Annotated in this window: 15 protein-coding genes; all 15 read left to right on the forward strand. The window is 46.7% G+C overall.

Annotated elements, in window-relative coordinates; all coding sequences use genetic code 11:
- The first annotated feature begins 81 nt into the window (after window positions 1-81).
- Window positions 82-1,152, forward strand: coding sequence for a succinylglutamate desuccinylase (gene astE, locus J3B89_RS10720; protein ID WP_215397566.1), 1,071 nt, complete (start codon window positions 82-84; stop codon window positions 1,150-1,152).
- Window positions 1,153-1,433: 281 nt separating this feature from the next.
- Window positions 1,434-2,618 carry a thiamine pyrophosphate-dependent dehydrogenase E1 component subunit alpha gene (locus J3B89_RS10725; RefSeq protein WP_215397567.1) on the forward strand — a complete coding sequence of 395 codons (1,185 nt, stop codon included), beginning with the start codon at window positions 1,434-1,436 and terminating at the stop codon, window positions 2,616-2,618.
- Entirely contained in the window at window positions 2,618-3,595 is a 978-nt protein-coding gene (locus tag J3B89_RS10730) for an alpha-ketoacid dehydrogenase subunit beta (protein WP_215397568.1), read from the forward strand. Before J3B89_RS10725 ends, J3B89_RS10730 begins: the two co-directional genes overlap by 1 nt.
- Window positions 3,596-3,606: 11 nt before the next feature.
- Window positions 3,607-5,160 (forward strand): dihydrolipoyllysine-residue acetyltransferase, encoded by a 1,554-nt coding sequence (locus tag J3B89_RS10735; RefSeq protein WP_215397569.1) that lies wholly within the window; start codon window positions 3,607-3,609, stop codon window positions 5,158-5,160.
- 84 nt (window positions 5,161-5,244) lie between these two features.
- On the forward strand, window positions 5,245-7,083 hold the full coding sequence (locus J3B89_RS10740; protein WP_215397570.1) for a protein kinase domain-containing protein: 1,839 nt from the start codon (window positions 5,245-5,247) through the stop codon (window positions 7,081-7,083).
- 150 nt (window positions 7,084-7,233) lie between these two features.
- Window positions 7,234-7,707, forward strand: a complete 474-nt coding sequence (locus tag J3B89_RS10745) for a GAF domain-containing protein (RefSeq protein ID WP_215397571.1) — start codon at window positions 7,234-7,236, stop codon at window positions 7,705-7,707.
- A complete protein-coding gene (locus tag J3B89_RS10750; RefSeq protein WP_215397572.1) occupies window positions 7,704-8,012 on the forward strand; it encodes a hypothetical protein in 309 nt (102 codons plus the stop codon). The genes J3B89_RS10745 and J3B89_RS10750 overlap by 4 nt, the downstream gene beginning before the upstream one ends.
- Window positions 7,999-8,718, forward strand: coding sequence for an RNA chaperone ProQ (proQ, locus tag J3B89_RS10755; protein WP_251372350.1), 720 nt, complete (start codon window positions 7,999-8,001; stop codon window positions 8,716-8,718). Before J3B89_RS10750 ends, proQ begins: the two co-directional genes overlap by 14 nt.
- A gap of 17 nt (window positions 8,719-8,735) precedes the next feature.
- Entirely contained in the window at window positions 8,736-10,760 is a 2,025-nt protein-coding gene (gene prc / locus J3B89_RS10760; protein ID WP_215397573.1) for a carboxy terminal-processing peptidase, read from the forward strand.
- Between the two features lie 86 nt (window positions 10,761-10,846).
- Window positions 10,847-12,178 (forward strand): sodium-dependent transporter, encoded by a 1,332-nt coding sequence (locus J3B89_RS10765; RefSeq protein WP_215397574.1) that lies wholly within the window; start codon window positions 10,847-10,849, stop codon window positions 12,176-12,178.
- Window positions 12,179-12,255: 77 nt separating this feature from the next.
- Window positions 12,256-13,722: a Na+/H+ antiporter NhaC gene (gene nhaC, locus J3B89_RS10770; protein ID WP_215397575.1), complete on the forward strand. Its 1,467-nt coding sequence runs from the start codon at window positions 12,256-12,258 to the stop codon at window positions 13,720-13,722.
- A gap of 83 nt (window positions 13,723-13,805) precedes the next feature.
- Entirely contained in the window at window positions 13,806-16,391 is a 2,586-nt protein-coding gene (pepN, locus tag J3B89_RS10775) for an aminopeptidase N (RefSeq protein ID WP_215397576.1), read from the forward strand.
- Window positions 16,391-16,612: a DUF2835 family protein gene (locus tag J3B89_RS10780; protein ID WP_215397577.1), complete on the forward strand. Its 222-nt coding sequence runs from the start codon at window positions 16,391-16,393 to the stop codon at window positions 16,610-16,612. Before pepN ends, J3B89_RS10780 begins: the two co-directional genes overlap by 1 nt.
- 318 nt (window positions 16,613-16,930) lie before the next feature.
- Window positions 16,931-19,021 carry a DUF1302 domain-containing protein gene (locus J3B89_RS10785; protein WP_215397578.1) on the forward strand — a complete coding sequence of 697 codons (2,091 nt, stop codon included), beginning with the start codon at window positions 16,931-16,933 and terminating at the stop codon, window positions 19,019-19,021.
- Between the two features lie 16 nt (window positions 19,022-19,037).
- Window positions 19,038-20,399, forward strand: coding sequence for a DUF1329 domain-containing protein (locus J3B89_RS10790; protein ID WP_215397579.1), 1,362 nt, complete (start codon window positions 19,038-19,040; stop codon window positions 20,397-20,399).
- Window positions 20,400-20,423 lie beyond the last annotated feature (24 nt).

Genomic DNA, 20,423 nt, shown 5'->3' on the forward strand with positions numbered 1-20,423 from the left:
TATAGTGTAACAAGCATCCGGTTTGGCTGAGTGCAGTAACTGCGGTAGAATCAGCACATTACAACAATCCGGAGCTGGCGCATGGCGCACTTATCAACCCAACACGCCCAACTGCTGCAACATGGCGATTTTTTGCAACTGACTCTTTCAAATCCTGATGGCATCCAGCCATCGCACTTCACATTACATAGCGGTACTAAGGTTAGTATCTGGGATACCGGCGTAATATGCTTTGAGCCTGAGCTTTGCCAAAGCGATACCAAAAATATCGTTTTGTCTTGTGGTGTGCACGGCAATGAAACTGCACCGATAGAAATTTGCGCTGAGCTGGTAAAAGACCTGCTGCAGGGTAAATTATTGCTCAAACATCGCTTGCTTGTATTATTTGGTAACCCACCTGCAATCAACGCCGGTACACGCGAAATTACAGAAAACCTGAACCGGCTATTTTCCGGGCACCATAGTAATGGCAGTGGCTTAGTTAATGCTGAACGTAAGCGTGCTAAGGCTTTGGAAGATTATGTTAGTCGTTTTTATAATGAGGTACGCGTAACCGGATTGGTGCCGCGTAACCGATTTTTGTACGATTTACATACTGCTATCCGTGGCTCACGCTATGAAAAATTCGCGGTGTATCCGTTCCTGCACGGAAAACCCTGGCAAAAAGCGGAATTTGAATTTTTACAGGCTTGTGATGTAACCACTGTGCTGCTAATGCAAACTCCGGCTTCTACTTTCAGTTATTACGCTTCTAATACGCATGATGCCAATGCTTTTACAATAGAGTTAGGTAAGGTCAGGCCTTTTGGCCAGAACGATATACACCGTTTTGCTAAAGTAAGCCTAACGCTACGTCAGCTTATCAGTGAAGACAATGTAAGCACTGTATGTTTTGACGAACAACAGTTTCAGTTGTATCAGGTGTACCGCACCATCAATAAACATACTGCGGCATTTAAATTGCATTTTGCCGATGACGTAGAAAACTTTACCAGTTATCCGGTAGGAACGGTACTGGCCAGCGATACTGGTGTTGAATACAAGGTAGAGAAGGAAGGTGAGGCACTTATATTCCCTAATCCTAAGGTGGCAATTGGCCAGCGCGCGATGCTAATGGTGGTGCCTGCTACAGTGACACACAATCTGGAGTGAGCTAAACAAATCTTGTAAAGAGTAAATTTAAGCTGACAGTCATTACTGCCCGGCACTTGCCGGAACGGATGCCTCGGTTGCAATGCAGTTTACGTAAAGGTAAAGTTGCCGCCGATAATAATCAGAACACACCGGTGCATGCTTATGCCAGGCACAAAACGGGGAGAGCGGTTAAAGCCGCTATACTGGACAGTAAAAGTTAAGCACTACCAGCCTGAAACCAAGGCCAGGCCGGCAGTGCTGCAAGCTGTCTGACACGTATAACAAACAAGAGACACCCTATGACTAACCCAAATAACGCCACCATTACCACGGTGCACACTGCGGAGTTTACCGCCGGTGATGCGTTAAAAATTCCTACATTACGCATTTTACGTGACGACGGTAGCCTGTACGAAGGGGCAGTAGCGCCGGAGCTGGATAAAGCTACCGCAATTAAAATGTACGATACCATGGTGTTTATCCGTGTGCTGGATGAGCGCATGTTGGCCGCACAACGTCAGGGCCGCATCAGCTTTTATATGCAATGTTTAGGCGAAGAGGCTACTACGGTGGGCAGCGCTGCGGCATTAGCAGAGCAAGATATGATCATGGCGCAGTACCGCGAACAGGGAGCTCTGCGTTATCGTGGTTTTACGCTGGAGCAGTTTATGAACCAGCTGTTTTCCAATGAAAAGGATTTAGGTAAAGGCCGCCAGATGCCGGTGCATTACGGCAGTAAAGATATTTATTACATGACCATATCGTCACCGCTTGGCACGCAAATCCCGCAAGCCAGTGGTTATGCCTATGCACAAAAGCTGCGTGGTTTAGCTAACACCACTATTTGTTACTTTGGTGAAGGCGCAGCCTCAGAGGGCGATTTTCATGCCGGTTTAAATATGGCTGCGGTACACAAAGCCCCGGTCATTTTTTTCTGCCGTAACAATGGTTATGCCATTTCAACGCCGGCCAGTGAGCAGTTTGTCGGCGATGGTATCGCCTGTCGCGCGGTCGGTTACGGCATGAAAGCGCTGCGGGTAGATGGTGCTGATATTTTAGCCGTGTATCAGGCCACTAAAATGGCACGTGACCATGCACTGAAACATAACGAACCGGTATTAATTGAATCTATCGCTTATCGCCTGGGGGCGCATTCCTCGTCTGACGATCCAAGTGGCTACCGTTCAAAAGAAGAAGAAGAAAAGTGGCGTCAGAATGACCCCATCGCCCGGTTCCGTTTATGGTTGGTCGAAAAAGGCTGGTTGAATGATGCTGACGATAAAGCCACCATTGAAGCGCTGCGTACCGAAATTCTCGATGCCTTAAAAGTGGCAGAAAAAGTGGCGAAGCCCGGCATTGAGCACCTTATTTCTGATGTGTACGCCGAGCCGATACCGGCATTACAACAACAATTAGATGAATTAAAAGCGCATATCCGTAAATACCCGGATGCGTATCCGGTAACGGCGGGGAGATTAGACTAATGGCAAAGATGAACATGTTGCAGGCCATTAATAATGCGCTTGATTTAGCCATGGCTAAAGATGACAGCGTAGTGTGTTTTGGTGAAGACGTTGGCCACTTTGGCGGTGTGTTTCGCGCTACCAGCAAACTGCAGGAAAAATACGGTAAAGCACGCTGCTTTAATACGCCGTTAACTGAACAGGGTATTGCCGGTTTTGCCAATGGTATGGCGGCGCAGGGCATGAAACCGGTAGCCGAAATTCAGTTTGCCGACTATATCTTCCCGGCTTTTGATCAGATCGTTAACGAAACAGCCAAGTTCCGCTACCGCTCAGGTAATGAATTTAATGTCGGTGGTATAGTGTTCAGAAGCCCGTACGGCGGTGGTATTGCCGGCGGCCATTATCACAGCCAGTCGCCGGAAGCTTATTTTGCCCATACACCTGGTTTAAAAGTTGTGATCCCACGCGACCCTTATCAGGCTAAAGGCTTGTTGTTAGCCTCTATAACCTGCCCGGATCCGGTTATTTTCTTTGAACCAAAAAAGCTGTATCGCGCCTCCACCGGCGAAGTGCCGGAAGAGTACTATGAAATTGAGCTTGGCAAAGCTGAAGTAACACAGCAGGGGAAAGATATTACCGTGTTGGCCTGGGGCGCACAGATGGAGATTGTGCAAAAAGCCGTCGAAATGGCTGAAAAAGACGGCATTTCCTGTGAAGTGATAGACCTGCGCAGCATATTGCCGTGGGATGCCGATACCGTAGCGGCGTCGGTTAAGAAAACGGGGCGTTTACTGATCAACCATGAAGCGCCGTTAACCGGTGGCTTTGCCGGAGAAATAGCCGCAACTATTCAGAAAATGTGCTTTTTGCACCTGGAAAGCCCGATTGAGCGGGTTTGCGGTATGGACACACCGTACCCGCTGGCGCTGGAAAAAGAGTACGTGGCGGATCATTTAAAAACCTACGAAGCGATAAAACGCTCAGTTAACTTTTAACGGAGGCAGCAATGAAAAAAGATTTTATTCTGCCGGATATCGGTGAAGGTATAGTTGAGTGTGAAATTGTTGACTGGCTGGTTGCCGAGGGGGACACCATCACTGAAGACCAGCCGGTATGCGATGTGATGACCGACAAAGCCCTGGTGCAAATTCCGGCCGTGCATAACGGCGTGGTGTCAAAGTTGTATTACGCCAAAGGCGATATTGCCAAAGTGCATGCGCCGCTGTTTGAAATGCAGCTGACAGGCACAGATAGCCCGGCGGATGCTGCACAGCCGGAGCCTGTTACTGCGCCTGTAGCTTCTGCTGGTAGCGAAGATTTTATTTTGCCTGATATTGGCGAAGGCATTGTTGAGTGTGAAATTGTCGACTGGCTAGTTAGCGAAGGCGATGACATCGTTGAAGATCAGCCGGTATGCGATGTCATGACTGACAAAGCGTTGGTGCAAATTCCGGCTAAGTATTCAGGTAAAGTGACTAAGTTGTATTACGCCAAGGGCGAAATCGCTAAAGTGCATGCGCCGCTGTTTGCTATGCAACATGCTGGCATGGCATCAGAGCCGCAAGCGGCAGCTGTTAGTGCCACTGCAATGGTTACACCGGCAAAGACAAGCTGTGTAATACAACAAAAAACAGACAGTGCCGGTAATGGTAAAGTACTGGCCAGCCCGGCGGTACGCCGTTTAGCCCGTGAGCTGAGTATTGATATCAGCAAGGTGCCCGGCAGTGGTGACAAAGGCCGCGTATATAAAGACGATGTGCGTGCTTTTGCTGACGGTAAAGTACAAGCTGTTCCAACACAGAATGCACCAGCAAATCTGGCAACAAATGCGATCAGCACAGCAACAAGCAGTGGAGGTAGCCGCACCGAGCCAATTAAAGGTATTAAAGCTGCGATGGCGCGCCAGATGGTGGAGTCAGTTTCAACCATTCCGCACTTTACCTACTGTGAAGAGATTGATTTAACTGAGCTGATAGTGCTTCGTGGCAGCTTAAAAGATCAGTACGCCAAACAGGGCGTTAAGCTGACTATGATGCCGTTCTTCATTAAAGCGTTGTCGCTGGCGATTAATCAGTTCCCTGTGATGAATGCACAGGTTAACAAAGACTGTACTGAGCTAACCTATTTTGACGATCATAATATCGGCATAGCAGTAGATTCAAAAGTTGGGTTGCTGGTGCCTAATATCAAAGGCTGTCAGCGTAAATCTATTATCGATATTGCTAATGACTTAACCCGTTTAACAGAGCAGGCCCGTGAAGGTCGTGTCAGCCCGGCCGATTTAAAAGGCGGTACTATCAGTATCTCCAATATCGGTGCTATCGGCGGCACGGTAGCTACACCCATTATTAACAAGCCGGAACTGGCGATAGTGGCGTTGGGTAAAGTGCAAACTTTGCCTCGCTTTAATGCCAAAGGTGAAGTGGAAGCACGTCAACTGATGCAAATAAGTTGGTCAGGCGATCACCGCATAATAGACGGTGGCACCATAGCGCGCTTTACCAACCTGTGGAAGCAATATCTGGAGCAGCCGTCAGCTATGCTGGTAGCAATGCGCTAATAAGTTAAGTCAGGCTTGGTTTTAACCGGGCTTTCTGCTAAAACCCACTCATTGTAGTGGGTTTTTTACGTGATAAGGCTGCTGATGACACAAGTACAGTATAAAAACCAACTGCGTAATTTCTATATTCCCGAAGAGCAGTCGGTTTATCTGTTAAATACCAATGACGCTAAAAAGCTGAAAGATTGGGTGGCATTGTGCATTTCTGAGCTGGAAAAACTTGGCTACTGCGACATTGAGTTAATTGGAAAAGGTGCCTACGGTTTTGCGTTTGCCGGGCTGGATGCCAGCAGTCAGGCCTGTGTGTTTAAATTTTCCCGTATTAATCTGCCGCAACATATTCAGGAACGGCTGTCTGACGAAGCTTATATGTTGTCGCAGGTACTGCACCCGAACGTACCGCGTTATATCACCTATCAGGTGGTGAAAAAGCAGGGTATCCTGATGATGCAGCGCGGCAAAGGTATAGATTTAGAGCATTACAGCTTAAAGCATGGCAGGTTAAGCGCACGGTTGTTAATTGATATAGCCTGCCAACTGGCAGATGTATTACAGGCGCTACGCAGCCATAGCAAAGAAGGTGAACTACAACCGATAGTACATGGTGACATTAAACCCTCTAATCTGGTATTTGATGAACAAAGTGGTCTGGTTAGTTTAATTGACTGGGGCTCGTCGGTGTTCGCTCAATTAGATGCTAATGGCCAGTATTTGTCGAATAATGTGATGCAACTGATGTCGGCAGATTTACAAACCTCTAATGCCCGCATGGGCGATGTGTATTTTATTGGCCCAGAACAACGTACCGGCGCTTTGTCCAGTCCCAGATTTGACGAGCAGGGTGTCGCCAGCACCTTGTATGCACTGGCATCTGGCCAGTCTTGCCGTTTCGGCAGCAAAGCAATACCTGCACGCAGCCTCGGCTTACCGGTTGAGTTTGCCACCATGCTTGACAGTATGTTGTCTGATGACGCTCAGTTGCGGGCTCAGGCCGGTGATTATTTTCTGCAGCATATGCCACGTTTAAAGCATTTGGTATTACCAGAACTGCCGTTGTTTGAGGACGTAGCCCAGCTACCGGTTTGGGTAAGTCCGCAGGTGCGTGAGTTGGATACGGTAGTATATTCGTCACGTAAGTCGTTTTTGCGTGAACACAGTGAAGAGGAAGGTATCGCGTATGTTGATGATGTGCAACTGGAGCGCTACTACAAAAATTATCTGGCCGGTATGGGAGAAACAGAAAAAGCCTTTGTTGCAGCAGTAAGCAGGCTGGCGCGTTTTCCTGTTGTTGGCGGCCTGGCTATTCACTGGCAGGCCAGCGGTATTTATATTGATTCCAGCCTGAATTTATACGACACCAGCCTGGCAGAATCTTTTGCTTTATCAGTAAATAATGTGGTGACTTTAGCACGTGCTATTGCCAAAGTGGGTATTTTTAAAGCCTGTCTGTTTAATGCCCGCAATACCATTCATATCAGCCGCAGCAGCAGTGCTGAGCCATTTATTGCTGCCAGCGATGCTCATATCCCTTACCAGTTGGCCCCCGTATTAAGTACTGAAGATGCCAGCAAGCAACATTCTTATTTTGAAGATGGCAGAGATCCTGACGAGCAGTTAGTGTTACCTGATGCCATTATGGACGACATCGCCCAGCTTAATTTAATCCGGCATACCGGCTGTATTATATTTGAGGTTAGCGCCTTATATATGAAAATCCATAGCTATTATCGTTTACTGGACCCTGCAGCAGAGCACGAATTTAACCGCTTATTACAAAATATTCTGGCTAAGGTTTCACTAATTAGTGGTGAGGGGGTTGGTGGTTTTATGAAGTTGCCCTATAAAGATACCCGTTTTTTCAGCCATCAGGCGCAACAACCTGTGTGTTACTACCCGTCAAATCCACATAAAATAGTCGGCTGACGGTTGGTGAACTGTACAAATCTCAGCCAAACAGGCTTGGTTCAGCATTAAAACAGGCTGGCAGCGGAAATCTTTGCCCTGAAGTGGTTTAAATTCTCAGGCAAAACGAGTAATGTACGGGTTTTGAGCATTAGTCAGAAACCTATATTCATGTCTACCGATAAAACCGCGTTGTACCGCTTGCTAAACCAGCAAGCGCAGGCGTTGATCGACGGCGAAACCGATCTGATTGCCAATATGGCTAACCTCAGTGCATTGTTATTTAACCAGCTACCGGATTTAAATTGGGCTGGCTTTTATATTATGCGTGCAGGTGAATTGGTGTTAGGGCCTTTTCAGGGGCAGGTTGCCTGTGTGCGTATTGCTGTAGGAAAGGGCGTTTGCGGTACAGCTGTTGCTACCGGGCAAGTGCAACTGGTAAAAGATGTGCACGAATTCCCAGGCCACATTGCCTGTGATGCTGCCAGTAATTCAGAAATTGTGCTGCCACTGCGCCACAATGGTGAAATCATTGCCGTGCTGGATATCGACAGCCCCAGCCTGGCGCGCTTTGATGCAGATGATCAGGCTGGCCTTGAGCAGCTGATTGAGTTGTTTGAACAGCATTTGGCCGCAGCATTATGAAAGATACAATTTCTATTCACAACTATTTGTTTGATCAGGCAGATATCGGCGACTGGGAAGGTGAAGAAGAACTGGTAACTGATAAGATAAATGCTGTTTATCATGCTGTATGGCAAAGTTTACCGGAAGATATCAGCAGCGCTCAGGTTGAGCACTTATTGCCCGCTATCTGGGATGAATTGCGCGGCGGTACAGTGCTGCTGGAAGCTGACGAAGATGAACTAATAGATTGGGCGTTGGCTTATGTTCGCCAACAGCTGGAAGAAGGCAAGCCGGATGCGGATGCCGCAGATGAAGAAGAGTGAAGCGTTAATGACCACCCCAACTGAACAAAATGTAAAAGCGGCAACAGTTAAAGATGTACTGGCCTATCTGGCAGCACAGTTCCCGGCATGTTTTAGCCTGACCGGTGAGGCCAAGCCACTGAAAATTGGTATTTTTCAGGACCTGGCCGAGCGTTTACAAAATGATATTACCGTCAGTAAAACACAGTTACGCCAGGCACTGAGAATTTATACCTCTAGTTGGCGGTATTTGGAAGCAACCAAAGAAGGGGTAGCCCGGATAGATTTAGATGGTGTTGCCGGCGAGCCGATTGATGCTTCTCAGGCTGAGCATGCCAGTAAATTATTAGATGAAAGTAAGGCTAAAGCTGCTGAAAAACGCAGAGCCAAACTGGCCGAAGCAAAGGCAAAAAATCCGCAGCCAGCAACGCCAGACAAACCTGCTTACAAAAAAACACCGAACAAAAAAGCAATTCTTCCCTCTAAAAGCACTAAGGTTAATCAGAAACCTGTTTCTCAATCACAGCCAGAAAAAGCTCCTGTACCAGCAGCTGCATTGCAGCCAGTTGTGACAGGCCAGGTTATAGTTGGTAGTAAAGTGCTGATTAAACTTGGGCAAAATCCAATACCTGCAACGGTACTGGAAGTGCATAAAGACGATGTGACTGTGCAACTGGGTTCTGGTATGGTTGTGAAAACACGTCAGGACAGTTTGTTTATAGCCTGAACAACACAGAGTAGCTTATGAAAAAACATTCAGCACTAGCAATAGCACTTCTTGTCGTCTTTGGTCTTAATGCCGCTCCTGAGGCTGCAAAAGAGCCTTTGGTACTGCCAACTATGGCGCAGGATGCACAGCACGCCACTGCCAGTAAGCGCATCGCCGCATTGTTTACCCGCGGGCATTACACTAATGTGCAATTGGATGATGCACTGTCTTCCAGAATGTTTGATACCTATCTTAAAAACCTCGACTATTATCGTAATGTATTAACTAAAGCTGATGTTGAAGGCTTTGAGAAATACCGTGATCAGTTCGATGATGGTATCAACAAAGGCAATCTGAGTTTTGCGTTTGATATGTTCAACCTGACACTTAAGCGGCGCTCAGAGCGTTTTGATTATGCTCTGCAACTGCTTGATAAAGGTTTTGATTTTACCGTTGAAGATCAGTACTCCTATGATCGGGAAAACGCCGCCTGGCCCGTTGATACCGCAGAGCTGAATGAAATTTGGCGGCAAAGAGTGAAGTTTGATGCGCTGAACCTGAAACTTGCAGGCAAAGAAACTGAAGAGATTAATAGCATTCTGGCCAAGCGTTACCGCAACACGCAAAAGCGCCTGGCCCAAACGGAAAGCGAAGATGTATTTCAGGTGGTAATGAATTCTTTTGCCCGTAGCATTGAAGCGCATACTTCTTATTTATCACCCCGAAATGCCGATCGTTTCCAGCAAGAAATGAATTTGTCGCTTGAAGGTATAGGTGCTGTGCTGCGTGCAGACGAAGACTACACCGTAATACAAAGCCTGGTGCCGGGTGGGCCGGCTGATTTAACGCAAAAGTTAAAGCCGAAAGACAAAATTATTGGTGTTGCACAGGATAAAACCGAGTTTGTTGATGTTATTGGCTGGCGGCTGGATGACGTAGTAGACCTTATTAAAGGCCCGAAAGGTAGTACTGTACGGCTGCAGGTTGTTGGTGCAAATGATATCGGCACCAGCCAGGCTCAGGTTATTACTATAGTGCGTGATAAAATTCGTTTGGAAGATCGGGCGGCAAAAGCCGAAGTGTTTAAGCCGGTATTGTCTGAACTGGACCAGAAAATCGGCGTGATTAGCATTCCAGGTTTCTATAATAATCTTGCCGACGATGTCAAAAAGCTGCTGGCTGATTTAAAAGCAGAAAAAGTTGACGGTATCATTGTTGATTTACGCGGTAATGGTGGTGGTTCTCTGCAGGAAGCCACCTTACTGACCGGGTTGTTTATTGACCGGGGGCCGGTAGTACAAATACGCGAAGGTGACGGTAAAGTTTCCGTATCGCAGGACAACGACGGTGTCAGCTACTACGATGGCCCGTTAACGGTAATGGTTGATCGTTACAGCGCTTCAGCGTCAGAGATTTTTGCTGCCGCTATGCAGGACTACGGCCGGGCTTTAATTGTTGGTGAGCAGACCTTCGGTAAAGGCACCGTGCAGCAACATCGTGGCCTGGGCCGTATTTACGATATGTTTGAAAGCCCGCTCGGTAGTGTGCAATACACCATTGCCAAGTTCTACCGTATTAACGGTGGCAGTACACAGCACAAAGGTGTGATCCCTGATATACAGTTCCCTACGGCTATAGATCCGGCAGAATGGGGTGAGAGTAAAGAAGAATATGCTTTACCGTGGGATTCCATCAACGCGGCAAACTACAGCACATTAAATGATCTTTCCCAGTTGGTGCCTACATTGCAGGAAAAACATCAGGCCCGCATTAGCAAAGAAGTTGAGTTTCAATACCTGATGCAGGACATTGCTGATTACAAGCAGCAGATAAACGATAAAACGGTATCTTTGCGTGAGGCAAACCGTGTTGCTGAACGCGATAAAAATAAAGCAAAACAGTTGGTACGCACTAATGAGCGGCTAAAACGTCTGGGCCTGCCCGAAGTTACATCATTGGATGATGTACCGGAGCAGGTAGAAAAAATAGACGCCTTTTTGGAAGAGGCTGCCAGCATTACAGCTGATCTGAAGGCCGTTACCCGGCTGGCAAAAAAATAAATTAAGCTATACACACACCCTACAAGGCGGTATTAATTACCGCCTTTTGTTAATTTGAAAAATATAATAATTATAAAGGTTTAACTATGAATGCACGCGGTGAGTTTTCATCGAGGATCGGCTTTGTTCTGGCGGCATCAGGTTCTGCTGTCGGGCTGGGTAATATATGGGGGTTTCCGTCTCAGGTTGCCAGTAATGGTGGTGCTGCTTTTGTTCTGATGTATCTGATTTTGGCTTTTTTGCTGGCCTATCCGGTGTTAATGGCTGAGTTATTAATTGGCCGTGCAACAAAGTCGAATGTGGTTGATGCGCTTGGACAAATATCAAATGGTCGTAGCGGCCGTTTTGTTGGTGTTTGGGGCCTGGTTACTGTTTCGCTGATATTGGCGTTTTATGGCATCGTAGGCGGCTGGATGCTGGCTCATGCGCTGGAAGCAGTGGCCAGTATTGCCGGTATGGCGCATATTGCTGATTGGCTGATTTCGTTTTCATTAAGCCGCAATATCATTTTTTGCGCACTGTTTATGTTACTCACGGTTGGTATTGTTAGTGGTGGCGTGGTTAACGGCATTGAACGTTGGTCAGTCAGGCTGATGCCAACCTTGTTTGTTATTATGCTGCTGCTGTTTGGCTATGTTATGACTCAGCAAGGTGCCATGGAAGGGCTGAAAGTTTATCTTCTGCCTGATTTTGCAGAAGCACTAAACCCTGATTTACTGATTAGTGCGATGGGGCAGGCGTTTTTCTCCATGTCACTTGGCGTTGGCACTATGCTTATTTATGGCTCTTATGTCAGTCATACAGAAAACCTGCCCAGACTAGGCGCTGCGGTATCTTTAGTTGATATTGGTGTGGCCGTGTTAGCTGGTTTGCTGATTATTCCTGCTATGTATGTGGCGTTACACAACGGTGTACAAATTTTCGGTGAAAACGGACAGTTATTAGCTGAAGATACGCTTATTTTTACAGTGCTACCGTCATTATTTAGTACCATGGGTGTGGTTGGCTTGCTGGTAGCATTAGCTTTTTTTCTGCTTATGTCTATTGCTGCTCTTACCTCGTCTATCTCAATGCTGGAAGTTCCGGTGTCATATATGGTGGAGCACCGCAATGTCGCCAGACAAAAGGCCGTTTGGTTAGTTGCTGCCGTCATTTTTGCTGCCAGCCTTACTATTATTTTTAATTTCGATAGCTTGTTTGGTTTTGTTATTACATTAACAACCCGCTACAGCCAACCTTTGCTTGGCTTAATGCTGTGCATATTTGCCGGTTGGGTCTGGAAGCGTAATGCTATTCTGCAGGAACTGAAAAAAGGTGATTTACAGGCCGAGTACAGCTGGTTCTGGCGGATATGGCCATGGTACGTTAAGTTTGTCTGTCCACTGATTATAGCCGTCATGTTCTATCGGTCTTTGTAAGCAGTAGCGAGTATAAGTATAACAATAATAAAGGTGTCAGGCGCCGCAGGCGCCTTTTACCAATCGGAGTAAAATACATGACGGAAAAACAACCCAGCTTTCTCGATGCAGCCATTCCTCTGGTCGTGCTGATAGTATTGCTGTCAGCTTCAGTATATCTGTTTGCTGATAACTCATCTTACGGGCCCAATCAGATAGCCTTATTTATGGCAACGGCCGTAGCGGTTGTTATAGGTCTTAAAAATGGTTATCGCTGGTCAGTGATGGAAAAAGCCATGGTGAAGGGGATTTCACTGTCTTTAGGGGCAGTACTGATCCTGTTATCAGTGGGGGCATTAATTGGCACCTGGATGTTGTCCGGTACTGTGCCAACGCTGATCTATTACGGTTTACAAATTTTAAGCCCAAGCTGGTTTTATGCTGCGAGCTGTTTGTTATGTGGCATTGTAGCAATGAGTATAGGCAGTTCCTGGACTACCGCAGCCACAATAGGTGTTGCTTTAATTGGCGTTGCCGGCGGCCTTGGGCTGTCACCGGCGATCACTGCCGGAGCTATAGTATCAGGCGCATATTTTGGTGACAAACTATCGCCGCTGAGTGAAACAACCAATCTGGCACCTGCTGTTGCCGGTGCCGATTTGTTCGACCATATCAGGCATATGCTGTGGACTACCATTCCCAGTTTTGTACTGGCCCTACTGCTGTTTACTATTATTGGGTTTAACTCTGATGTTAGCTCTGATATCGCACGTATCGATCAAATCAGTGATGTGCTACAACAAAACTTTGCTATAAGCCTTGCATCACTGGTGCCGTTATTTGTTTTGTTGGCGATGGCAATAAAGAAGGTTCCGGCGTTTCCAACAGTCTTTATCGGTGCTTTACTGGGTGCATTGTGGGCAGTGTTTTTTCAGTCAGAGCTATTAAGCCGTCTGGTTGAGCAGGATATACCTGCAGCTTTAGGCATTACCAAGTTGGTTTGGCATACCCTGCATGCTGGTTTTAGTATCGATACCGGCAACGACAGCCTGAATGATCTACTCAGCGGGGGCGGCATGTCCAGTATGCTTAACACCGTCTGGTTGGTTTTTAGTGCCATGATGTTTGGCGCCACCATTGAAAAAATAGGCTTGCTGCGTAAGTTTGTTACGTCAATTTTATTTTTTGCCCGCAGCACAGGTTCGTTAATTACCAGCACTATTGCTACCTGCTTTGTCACTAATATACTAACGGCCGATCAATATATGTCGATTGTTATGCCCGGGCGGATGTTTAAAGAGGAGTATGAGCGCCGGGAACTGGCGCCGGTTAATTTGTCCCGCACCCTGGAAGATGGCGGCACCATTACCAGCCCATTGATACCTTGGAATACCTGTGGTGCTTATATGCACAGTGTGCTTCAGGTTAGCCCGCTTGATTATGCATTTTATGCCTTCTTTAATCTTATCAACCCGCTGTTAGCTATTATCTATGCCTATTGCGGCATCAAAATACTGCGCCTGACCCCTCCTGATTCAGTCAGGCCTCAAACTGCTAAAGTGTAGCTGGAAAAAAAAGCCTGAGTTGTTCAGGCTTTTTCGTCATTATACTTAGCTATATCGTTATTTATTTTACCGGAAGCCTGCTTATGTCTCAGAATAGTTTACCGCGCACGGCAAAGCGCCTTGCAGATTACACAGCGCCTGCTTTTAGCATCAGTCATGTCGATTTGTGTTTTGAATTGGATGCAGAGGCCACCCGGGTTACTTCGGTATTGCAAGTTAAGCGCAACCGGGCTGATGTGGCGTTAAAACTGGACGGACAGCAGCTGACACTGATCAGTGTAGCAATTGACGGGCGGTTGCTGGGGGCGGCTGATTACCTGCTTGATGCAGAAGGCCTGACTATATTTACCGTTGCGCAGCAATGCGAACTGACCGTTATTTGTGATATTGCTCCCAGGCATAATACCGCGCTTGAAGGCTTGTATATGGCTGGTGACACTTACTGTACACAATGCGAGGCAGAGGGTTTTCGGCGTATCAGTTATTTTCCGGACCGGCCAGATGTACTGGCAGAATATAAAGTCACCATTAAAGCCGATGCCAAACGGTATCCGTATTTATTATCTAATGGTAATAAGATATCTGAACATATTGACGATCAAGGTTTAAGGGTAGTGCAGTGGCATGATCCTTTTCCAAAGCCCTGTTATTTGTTTGCTTTGGTTGCCGGAGATTTTGATGTTCTGACCGATGACTTTATTACCCAATCTGGCCGTAAAGTAAACCTGCAGTTGTTTGTCGATAAAGGAGCGCTAACCAAAGGCAGTTTTGCTCTTGAGTCGTTAAAACGCGCTATGCAATGGGACGAGCAACGTTACGGCCTGGAATATGATCTGGATATTTACATGGTGGTGGCCGTAGACTTTTTTAACATGGGTGCCATGGAAAACAAAGGCCTGAATATTTTTAACAGCAAGTATGTGTTAGCTGACGCTGCCAGTGCAACTGACCGTGATTATTTTAATATAGAGTCAATTATTGGCCATGAATATTTTCATAACTGGACCGGCAACCGTGTTACCTGCCGTGACTGGTTTCAGCTTAGCCTGAAAGAAGGTTTAACTGTTTTTCGCGATCAGGAATTCAGTGCCGATATGGGCTCTGCCACGTTATGCCGCATAGATGCAGTTAAGCTGATACGTACAGCTCAGTTTGCAGAGGACGCCAGCCCGATGGCACATCCGATAAGGCCAGAGCAAGTGCTGGAGATGAATAACTTCTATACTGTTACAGTGTATGATAAAGGCGCCGAAGTGATCCGCATGCTGCAAACCCTGCTGGGGCGCGATACCTTTGCCAAGGGGTTGGCGCTGTACCTGCAGCGTCACGATGGTCAGGCTGCAACCTGTGACGATTTCTTGCAGGCCATGCAGGATGTTGCGGCACAGGATCTATCGCAGTTTCACTTATGGTACAGCCAGTCTGGTACACCACTGTTAACGGCAACTCAGCGTTATGATGCAACACGTTCACAGTTAATACTGTCGCTTGCACAGCAAACACCCCCTACAACTGAGCAGACAGACAAACAACCATTGCTGATACCGGTGCAAATTGAATTGCTGTATAACGGTAAAGCGTCACAGCGGCATTTATTGTTACTGAACGACAGTGAACAACAGTATCTGTTCGAGGACATTACAGAAGCTCCGGTTGTGGTGTGGCTGGAGCATTTTTCCGCCCCGGTGAAGTTAACAGCGCAATACACTGATGATGACTTATTATTTATAGCCAGTCAGGCTACTGACGGCGTTGCACGCTGGGATGCAATGCAACAATTCTGGAGCCGCAAGATAGCGCAGCAAGTCGCATCAGGTGCTAGCGGTGCTGTATTACCGCCAGCGCTATTTAAACTACTGCAACATTGGCTGGAGCAGCCCGGCTCCGATAAGGCGATGACAGCAGAATTACTGACGTTACCGGATTTTGATACGCTGGCAGAGCAATACCAGCTGATCCCGGTAGATAGCCTGCTAAGCTGCCTCCGTCAGTTTAAACAGCTGCTGGCAGAACAACTGGCCACATCGTTCAGCAATTGTTATAACGCACTAAACACCGGGCCTTATCAATATCAGGACCATGATGTTGGTGTGCGCAGATTGCGTGCAGTGTGTCTGAATTATCTGGCACAACTTAATAACTACCAATCACTGTTGCATGCGCACTATACAAACTCAGACAATATGACTGATACAATGGCGGCTTTAACAGCTGCCCAGCAATCAGAAGCTGCCGTATTTAGCCCATTGATTACTGACTTTGCCAGGCGCTGGCAACATGATGCCTTAGTAATGGATAAGTGTTTTTCGCTGGTGGCATCGCAACCCGGTGAGCAAGTGTTTGAAGCGATAGACACCATGCTGACGCATCCGTTATTTAGCTGGAAAAACCCCAATAGGGTACGGGCGTTGTTTTCGGCCTTCAGTTTGCGTAATCCACAGCAATTTCACCGTGCTGATGGCAAAGGATATCAACTACTTGCTGACACTGTATTGCGGCTTGATCCGCTTAACCCTCAGGTGGCAGCAAGGCTGGTCACTCCTTTATTAAGCTGGCGGCGGTTTGACTCTGATCGTCAGCAGCAGATGCGTGCCGCACTGCTGCAGATCGCAGGGCAAAGCAATATCAGCAATGATGTATATGAAAAGGTTAGCCGAAGTCTGAATTGATGCGCAGATATTTTTTTAATGCCAGCCTCAGTGCTGAACAGTGCTATGGTTATTATCGCGGAGATATTAAATACGTGATAGTTACCGCAGACAACGGTGAGCGGATCCAGCTACAGTTTAGGCATTTTCAGCGTTATGTTGATATTAACGGTTTGCGCGGGCGTTTTCGTTTAACGCTGGCAGATAACGATAGTTTTGTAGCATTGGAAAAAATTAATTAGAGTATGTACTTTAAACGGTGAATTAAAACAATAGCTTGCAGTTACTGCTGGTTTGACCTTTAATTTCATTAGCTTATAGCTGCTTATTACGCGCGGTGCTGAAAAGGTTAAACCAGAGCATGGTAAAAAAGCTTAAAACATCGCCGTTTTTGAGAAAAACTGAATAAAAATCAACAGATTTACGTATTGGCAAGCCTTGCTTGCAGCTTGAAATGATGTAATTATTTTAATGAAGTAAGCTGAGCTCTGATCAGTTGGCTTGATAATATAACTAAAAAGACACTTATAAAAACCTGCGGGACAGGGGGAGATAATCAGATGAATAAAAGGTCAATAACCTTTGCTAAGAATCCCTTAGCCTTAGGTGTTGCATCAGCGCTGTTTGCCTTGTCAATGGCACCGGTGCATGCAGCATCCTGGAGTTTGGGTGATGTAAATATTACTTTCGATTCCACTTTCTCTTACGGCGGCAGCTGGCGTGCTGAAGACAGAAATTGGGATACAATCAGTAAAGTGAATCACCCCCGTTTCGATTGGGACGGATACAACGCAGCAACGAATAATATCTATTTACCATCGCAAATCTGGCAGGAACCGGGAGCTTATTCAAGTAATGGTGACGCCGGTAACCTGAACTATGACAAAGGTGATATGTTCAGCAGTCTGTTTAAAGGTTTACATGAGCTGTCTGTTACCAAAGACAATATCGGTTTGTTTACCCGCTTTATGTATTTTTACGACTTCGCGCTGATGGATAAAGACGGAGCTTATACCAACCCGGTATCGGGTCAGAAAGTTGATCCTTGTGCTGACAAAGATGCCAGGGATTTAACCTGTCGTGATATTCGCCTGCTGGATGCCTATGTTTACGGTAATTTCAGTTTTAACAACGGTATGAACCCGGTTACCGTTAAAGTGGGGCAACAGGTATTAAGCTGGGGTGAAAGTACCCTGATCCAGCATGGTATCAATATTACTCCTATTGATGTTGGCGTGGCGCGTGCGCCAGGCGCTGAGTTAAAAGAGGCTTATATTCCGGTTGGTATGGCAACCATCAGCATTGGTTTAACTGACAATCTGTCAACCGAGTTGTTTTATCAGTACCAGTGGGTAAACAGCTATCTGCCGGTGCCAGGTACTTATTTCTCAACCAATGACTTTGCCGGTGAAGGTGGTTATTTGCAAAACGTGCAGTTAGGTTTTGCCGGTAACCCGGATATTGACCTTGCTCATGTGCTGGCCAATCTGAATGCGCTGGGTTCTGCTGTTGCCGGTGGCGCACTTGATCCGGCGCAGGCTGCGCAGGCTTATCTGGCTTACCCAACGAAAGTAACTTTGCGCCCTTACGGCAGTGCCGGTGAAGTAGAGCCTAAAGACGGCGGCGAGTACGGTATTAAGTTTGAATATTTTGCGCCGAACCTGAATGACACAGAATTTGCTGTGTATTACATGAACTATCATAGCCGTGTACCGGTTATTTCAGGTATTGCCTCAGATTTTTCACAAATTCCAGCGGATATCGGTCGCCTGGCAACTATGGCTGCAACCGGCGGTGTTACTAAAGACAACATTACCAGCCTGGCAGCGTTTTCAAAGGCGCTCATTGAGTATCCTGAAGATATTAAGCTTTATGGTTTTAGTTTTAATACAACCTTAGGTAATACCTCAGTAGCCGGTGAATTAGCCTATCGTCAGGACGAACCTTTACAAATTGACGATGTGGAAATTCTGTATGCCGGTATGCCGGAGCAACTTGCTAATGCCGGCTTACGCCCTGATTTAGCAGGTATTTCTCAAATTGGTCGCGACATTGGCGTTAAGGTGCAACCTGGCCAGAAAGCTAACGGCTTTATCTTAAGAGACACTATTCAGGCTCAGATGACATTTACGCATTTATTTGGCCCGTCACTGGGCGCTGATAACTTGTCTATGCTGGCTGAGGTAGGCGGTATCCGGATTCAGGATATGCCGGATCAAAGCGTTTTACGTTTGAATGGCCCGAATACTGATCGTAGCGGTGGACCATTGTTGGGCTGGGATGCGAATGGCAATCTGGTAAACAAAGATGGTTTGCATACAGGCTTGTCAAACGGGGCTGAAACAAACCCGTTTCCAACGGCATCGGCCTGGGGTTATCGTTTATTGGCTAAAGCCGATTACAACAACGTGTTTGCCGGGGTAAACCTGTCGCAACGGATTGTGTTTTCGCATGATGTTAACGGTATTACACCTGATCCGTTATTTTTGTTTGTCGAAGACCGTAAGTCTCTTGCGTATGCCATCAGCTTTGATTATCTGAATAAGTGGTCAGGCGAAGTGTCATACAACATGTTCTGGGGCGGTCAAGGCACAACAAATAACGTAGAAGACCGTGACTTTATCTCTTTTAACATTAAGTACTCTATTTAAGGGACGAGCACTAATTATGAAGAAACTCACCCTAATTTCGTCAGCCATCGCTTTGGTGTTAAGTTGCTCCGTTGCTGCAAAAATTACGCCTGAGCAGGCCGCCAGACTGGGCAATGATTTAACACCGCTTGGAGCAGAAAAAGCGGGCAATGCCGACGGTTCTATCCCTGCATGGAATGGCGGCATTACCGCTGCGCCTGCCGGTTATACTCCTGGTATGCATCATCCCAATCCCTTTGCTGATGATAAGATCATACTCACCATCGACAAATCTAATCTGGAACAGCATAAAAATCTGTTAAGTCCGGGCCAGATTAAGCTGTTTGAAATTTATCCTGATACATACAAGATGAATATCTATCAAACACGCCGTACGGCATCTTATCCGCAGTATGTTTACGATGCGACGAAAAATATTGCCACCAAAGCCGAGCTGATTGAAGGCGGTAACGGCATTATTAACGCTGCAATTGGTATTCCGTTCCCAATCCCGGCAAATGGACTGGAAGCAATATGGAACCACCTGCTGCGTTTTCGCGGTGTAGCAGCAAGCCGTAATGGCGGTCAGGCGGCACCTACAGCTGCGGGCGCTTATACGATTATCGGCTTTGATGAGCAGATAATGTTTAAGTACTCAGAACCTACTGCAACAGCCGAAGCGCTGACCGCAGAAAATATACTGTTCCGCTTTAAGCAGGGGGTAACGTCGCCTGCACGTTTGGCGGGTACGGCATTGTTAGTACATGAAACCATGGACCAGGTAAAAACACCACGTCAGGCCTGGACATATAACACCGGCCAACGCCGTGTGCGTCGTGCACCCAATGTTGCTTATGATGCACCGGGTACTGCGTCTGATGGTCTGCGTACCACAGATGATTTCGATATGTTTAACGGCTCGCCAGATCGTTACAACTGGACGTTGAAAGGCAAGCAGGAAATGTATATTGCTTACAACGACTACAAGCTTCACAGTAATGAGGTTAAATATGCTGATTTGCTGATGCCCGGTCATATTAACCCGGAATACGTACGCTGGGAAAAACACCGGGTCTGGGTAGTTGAAGCAGTATTAAAAGACAATACCCGTCATGTATATGGTAAACGGGTGTTTTATATTGATGAAGACAGCTGGCAAATTCATGTTGCGGATCTGTATGACAACCGTAACGAATTATACCGTGTCGCGGTGGCTCATGGCCTGAACTACTATGAAGTGCCAACACACTGGAGTACGTTAGAGGTTTATCATGATCTTAACTCACGGCGTTATATAGCTTTGGGTCTGGATAACGAAGATAAAATGTATAATTTCTCCGTTAGCCTGACAGATGCTGATTTCACACCAGCTGCGCTGCGTCGTGAAGGTACCCGTTAAGTAGAGTAGTAACCCGGTTACGGT

It is taken from the genome of Rheinheimera oceanensis (assembly GCF_018831085.1).
Taxonomy (GTDB): Bacteria; Pseudomonadota; Gammaproteobacteria; order Enterobacterales; family Alteromonadaceae; genus Alishewanella; species Alishewanella oceanensis.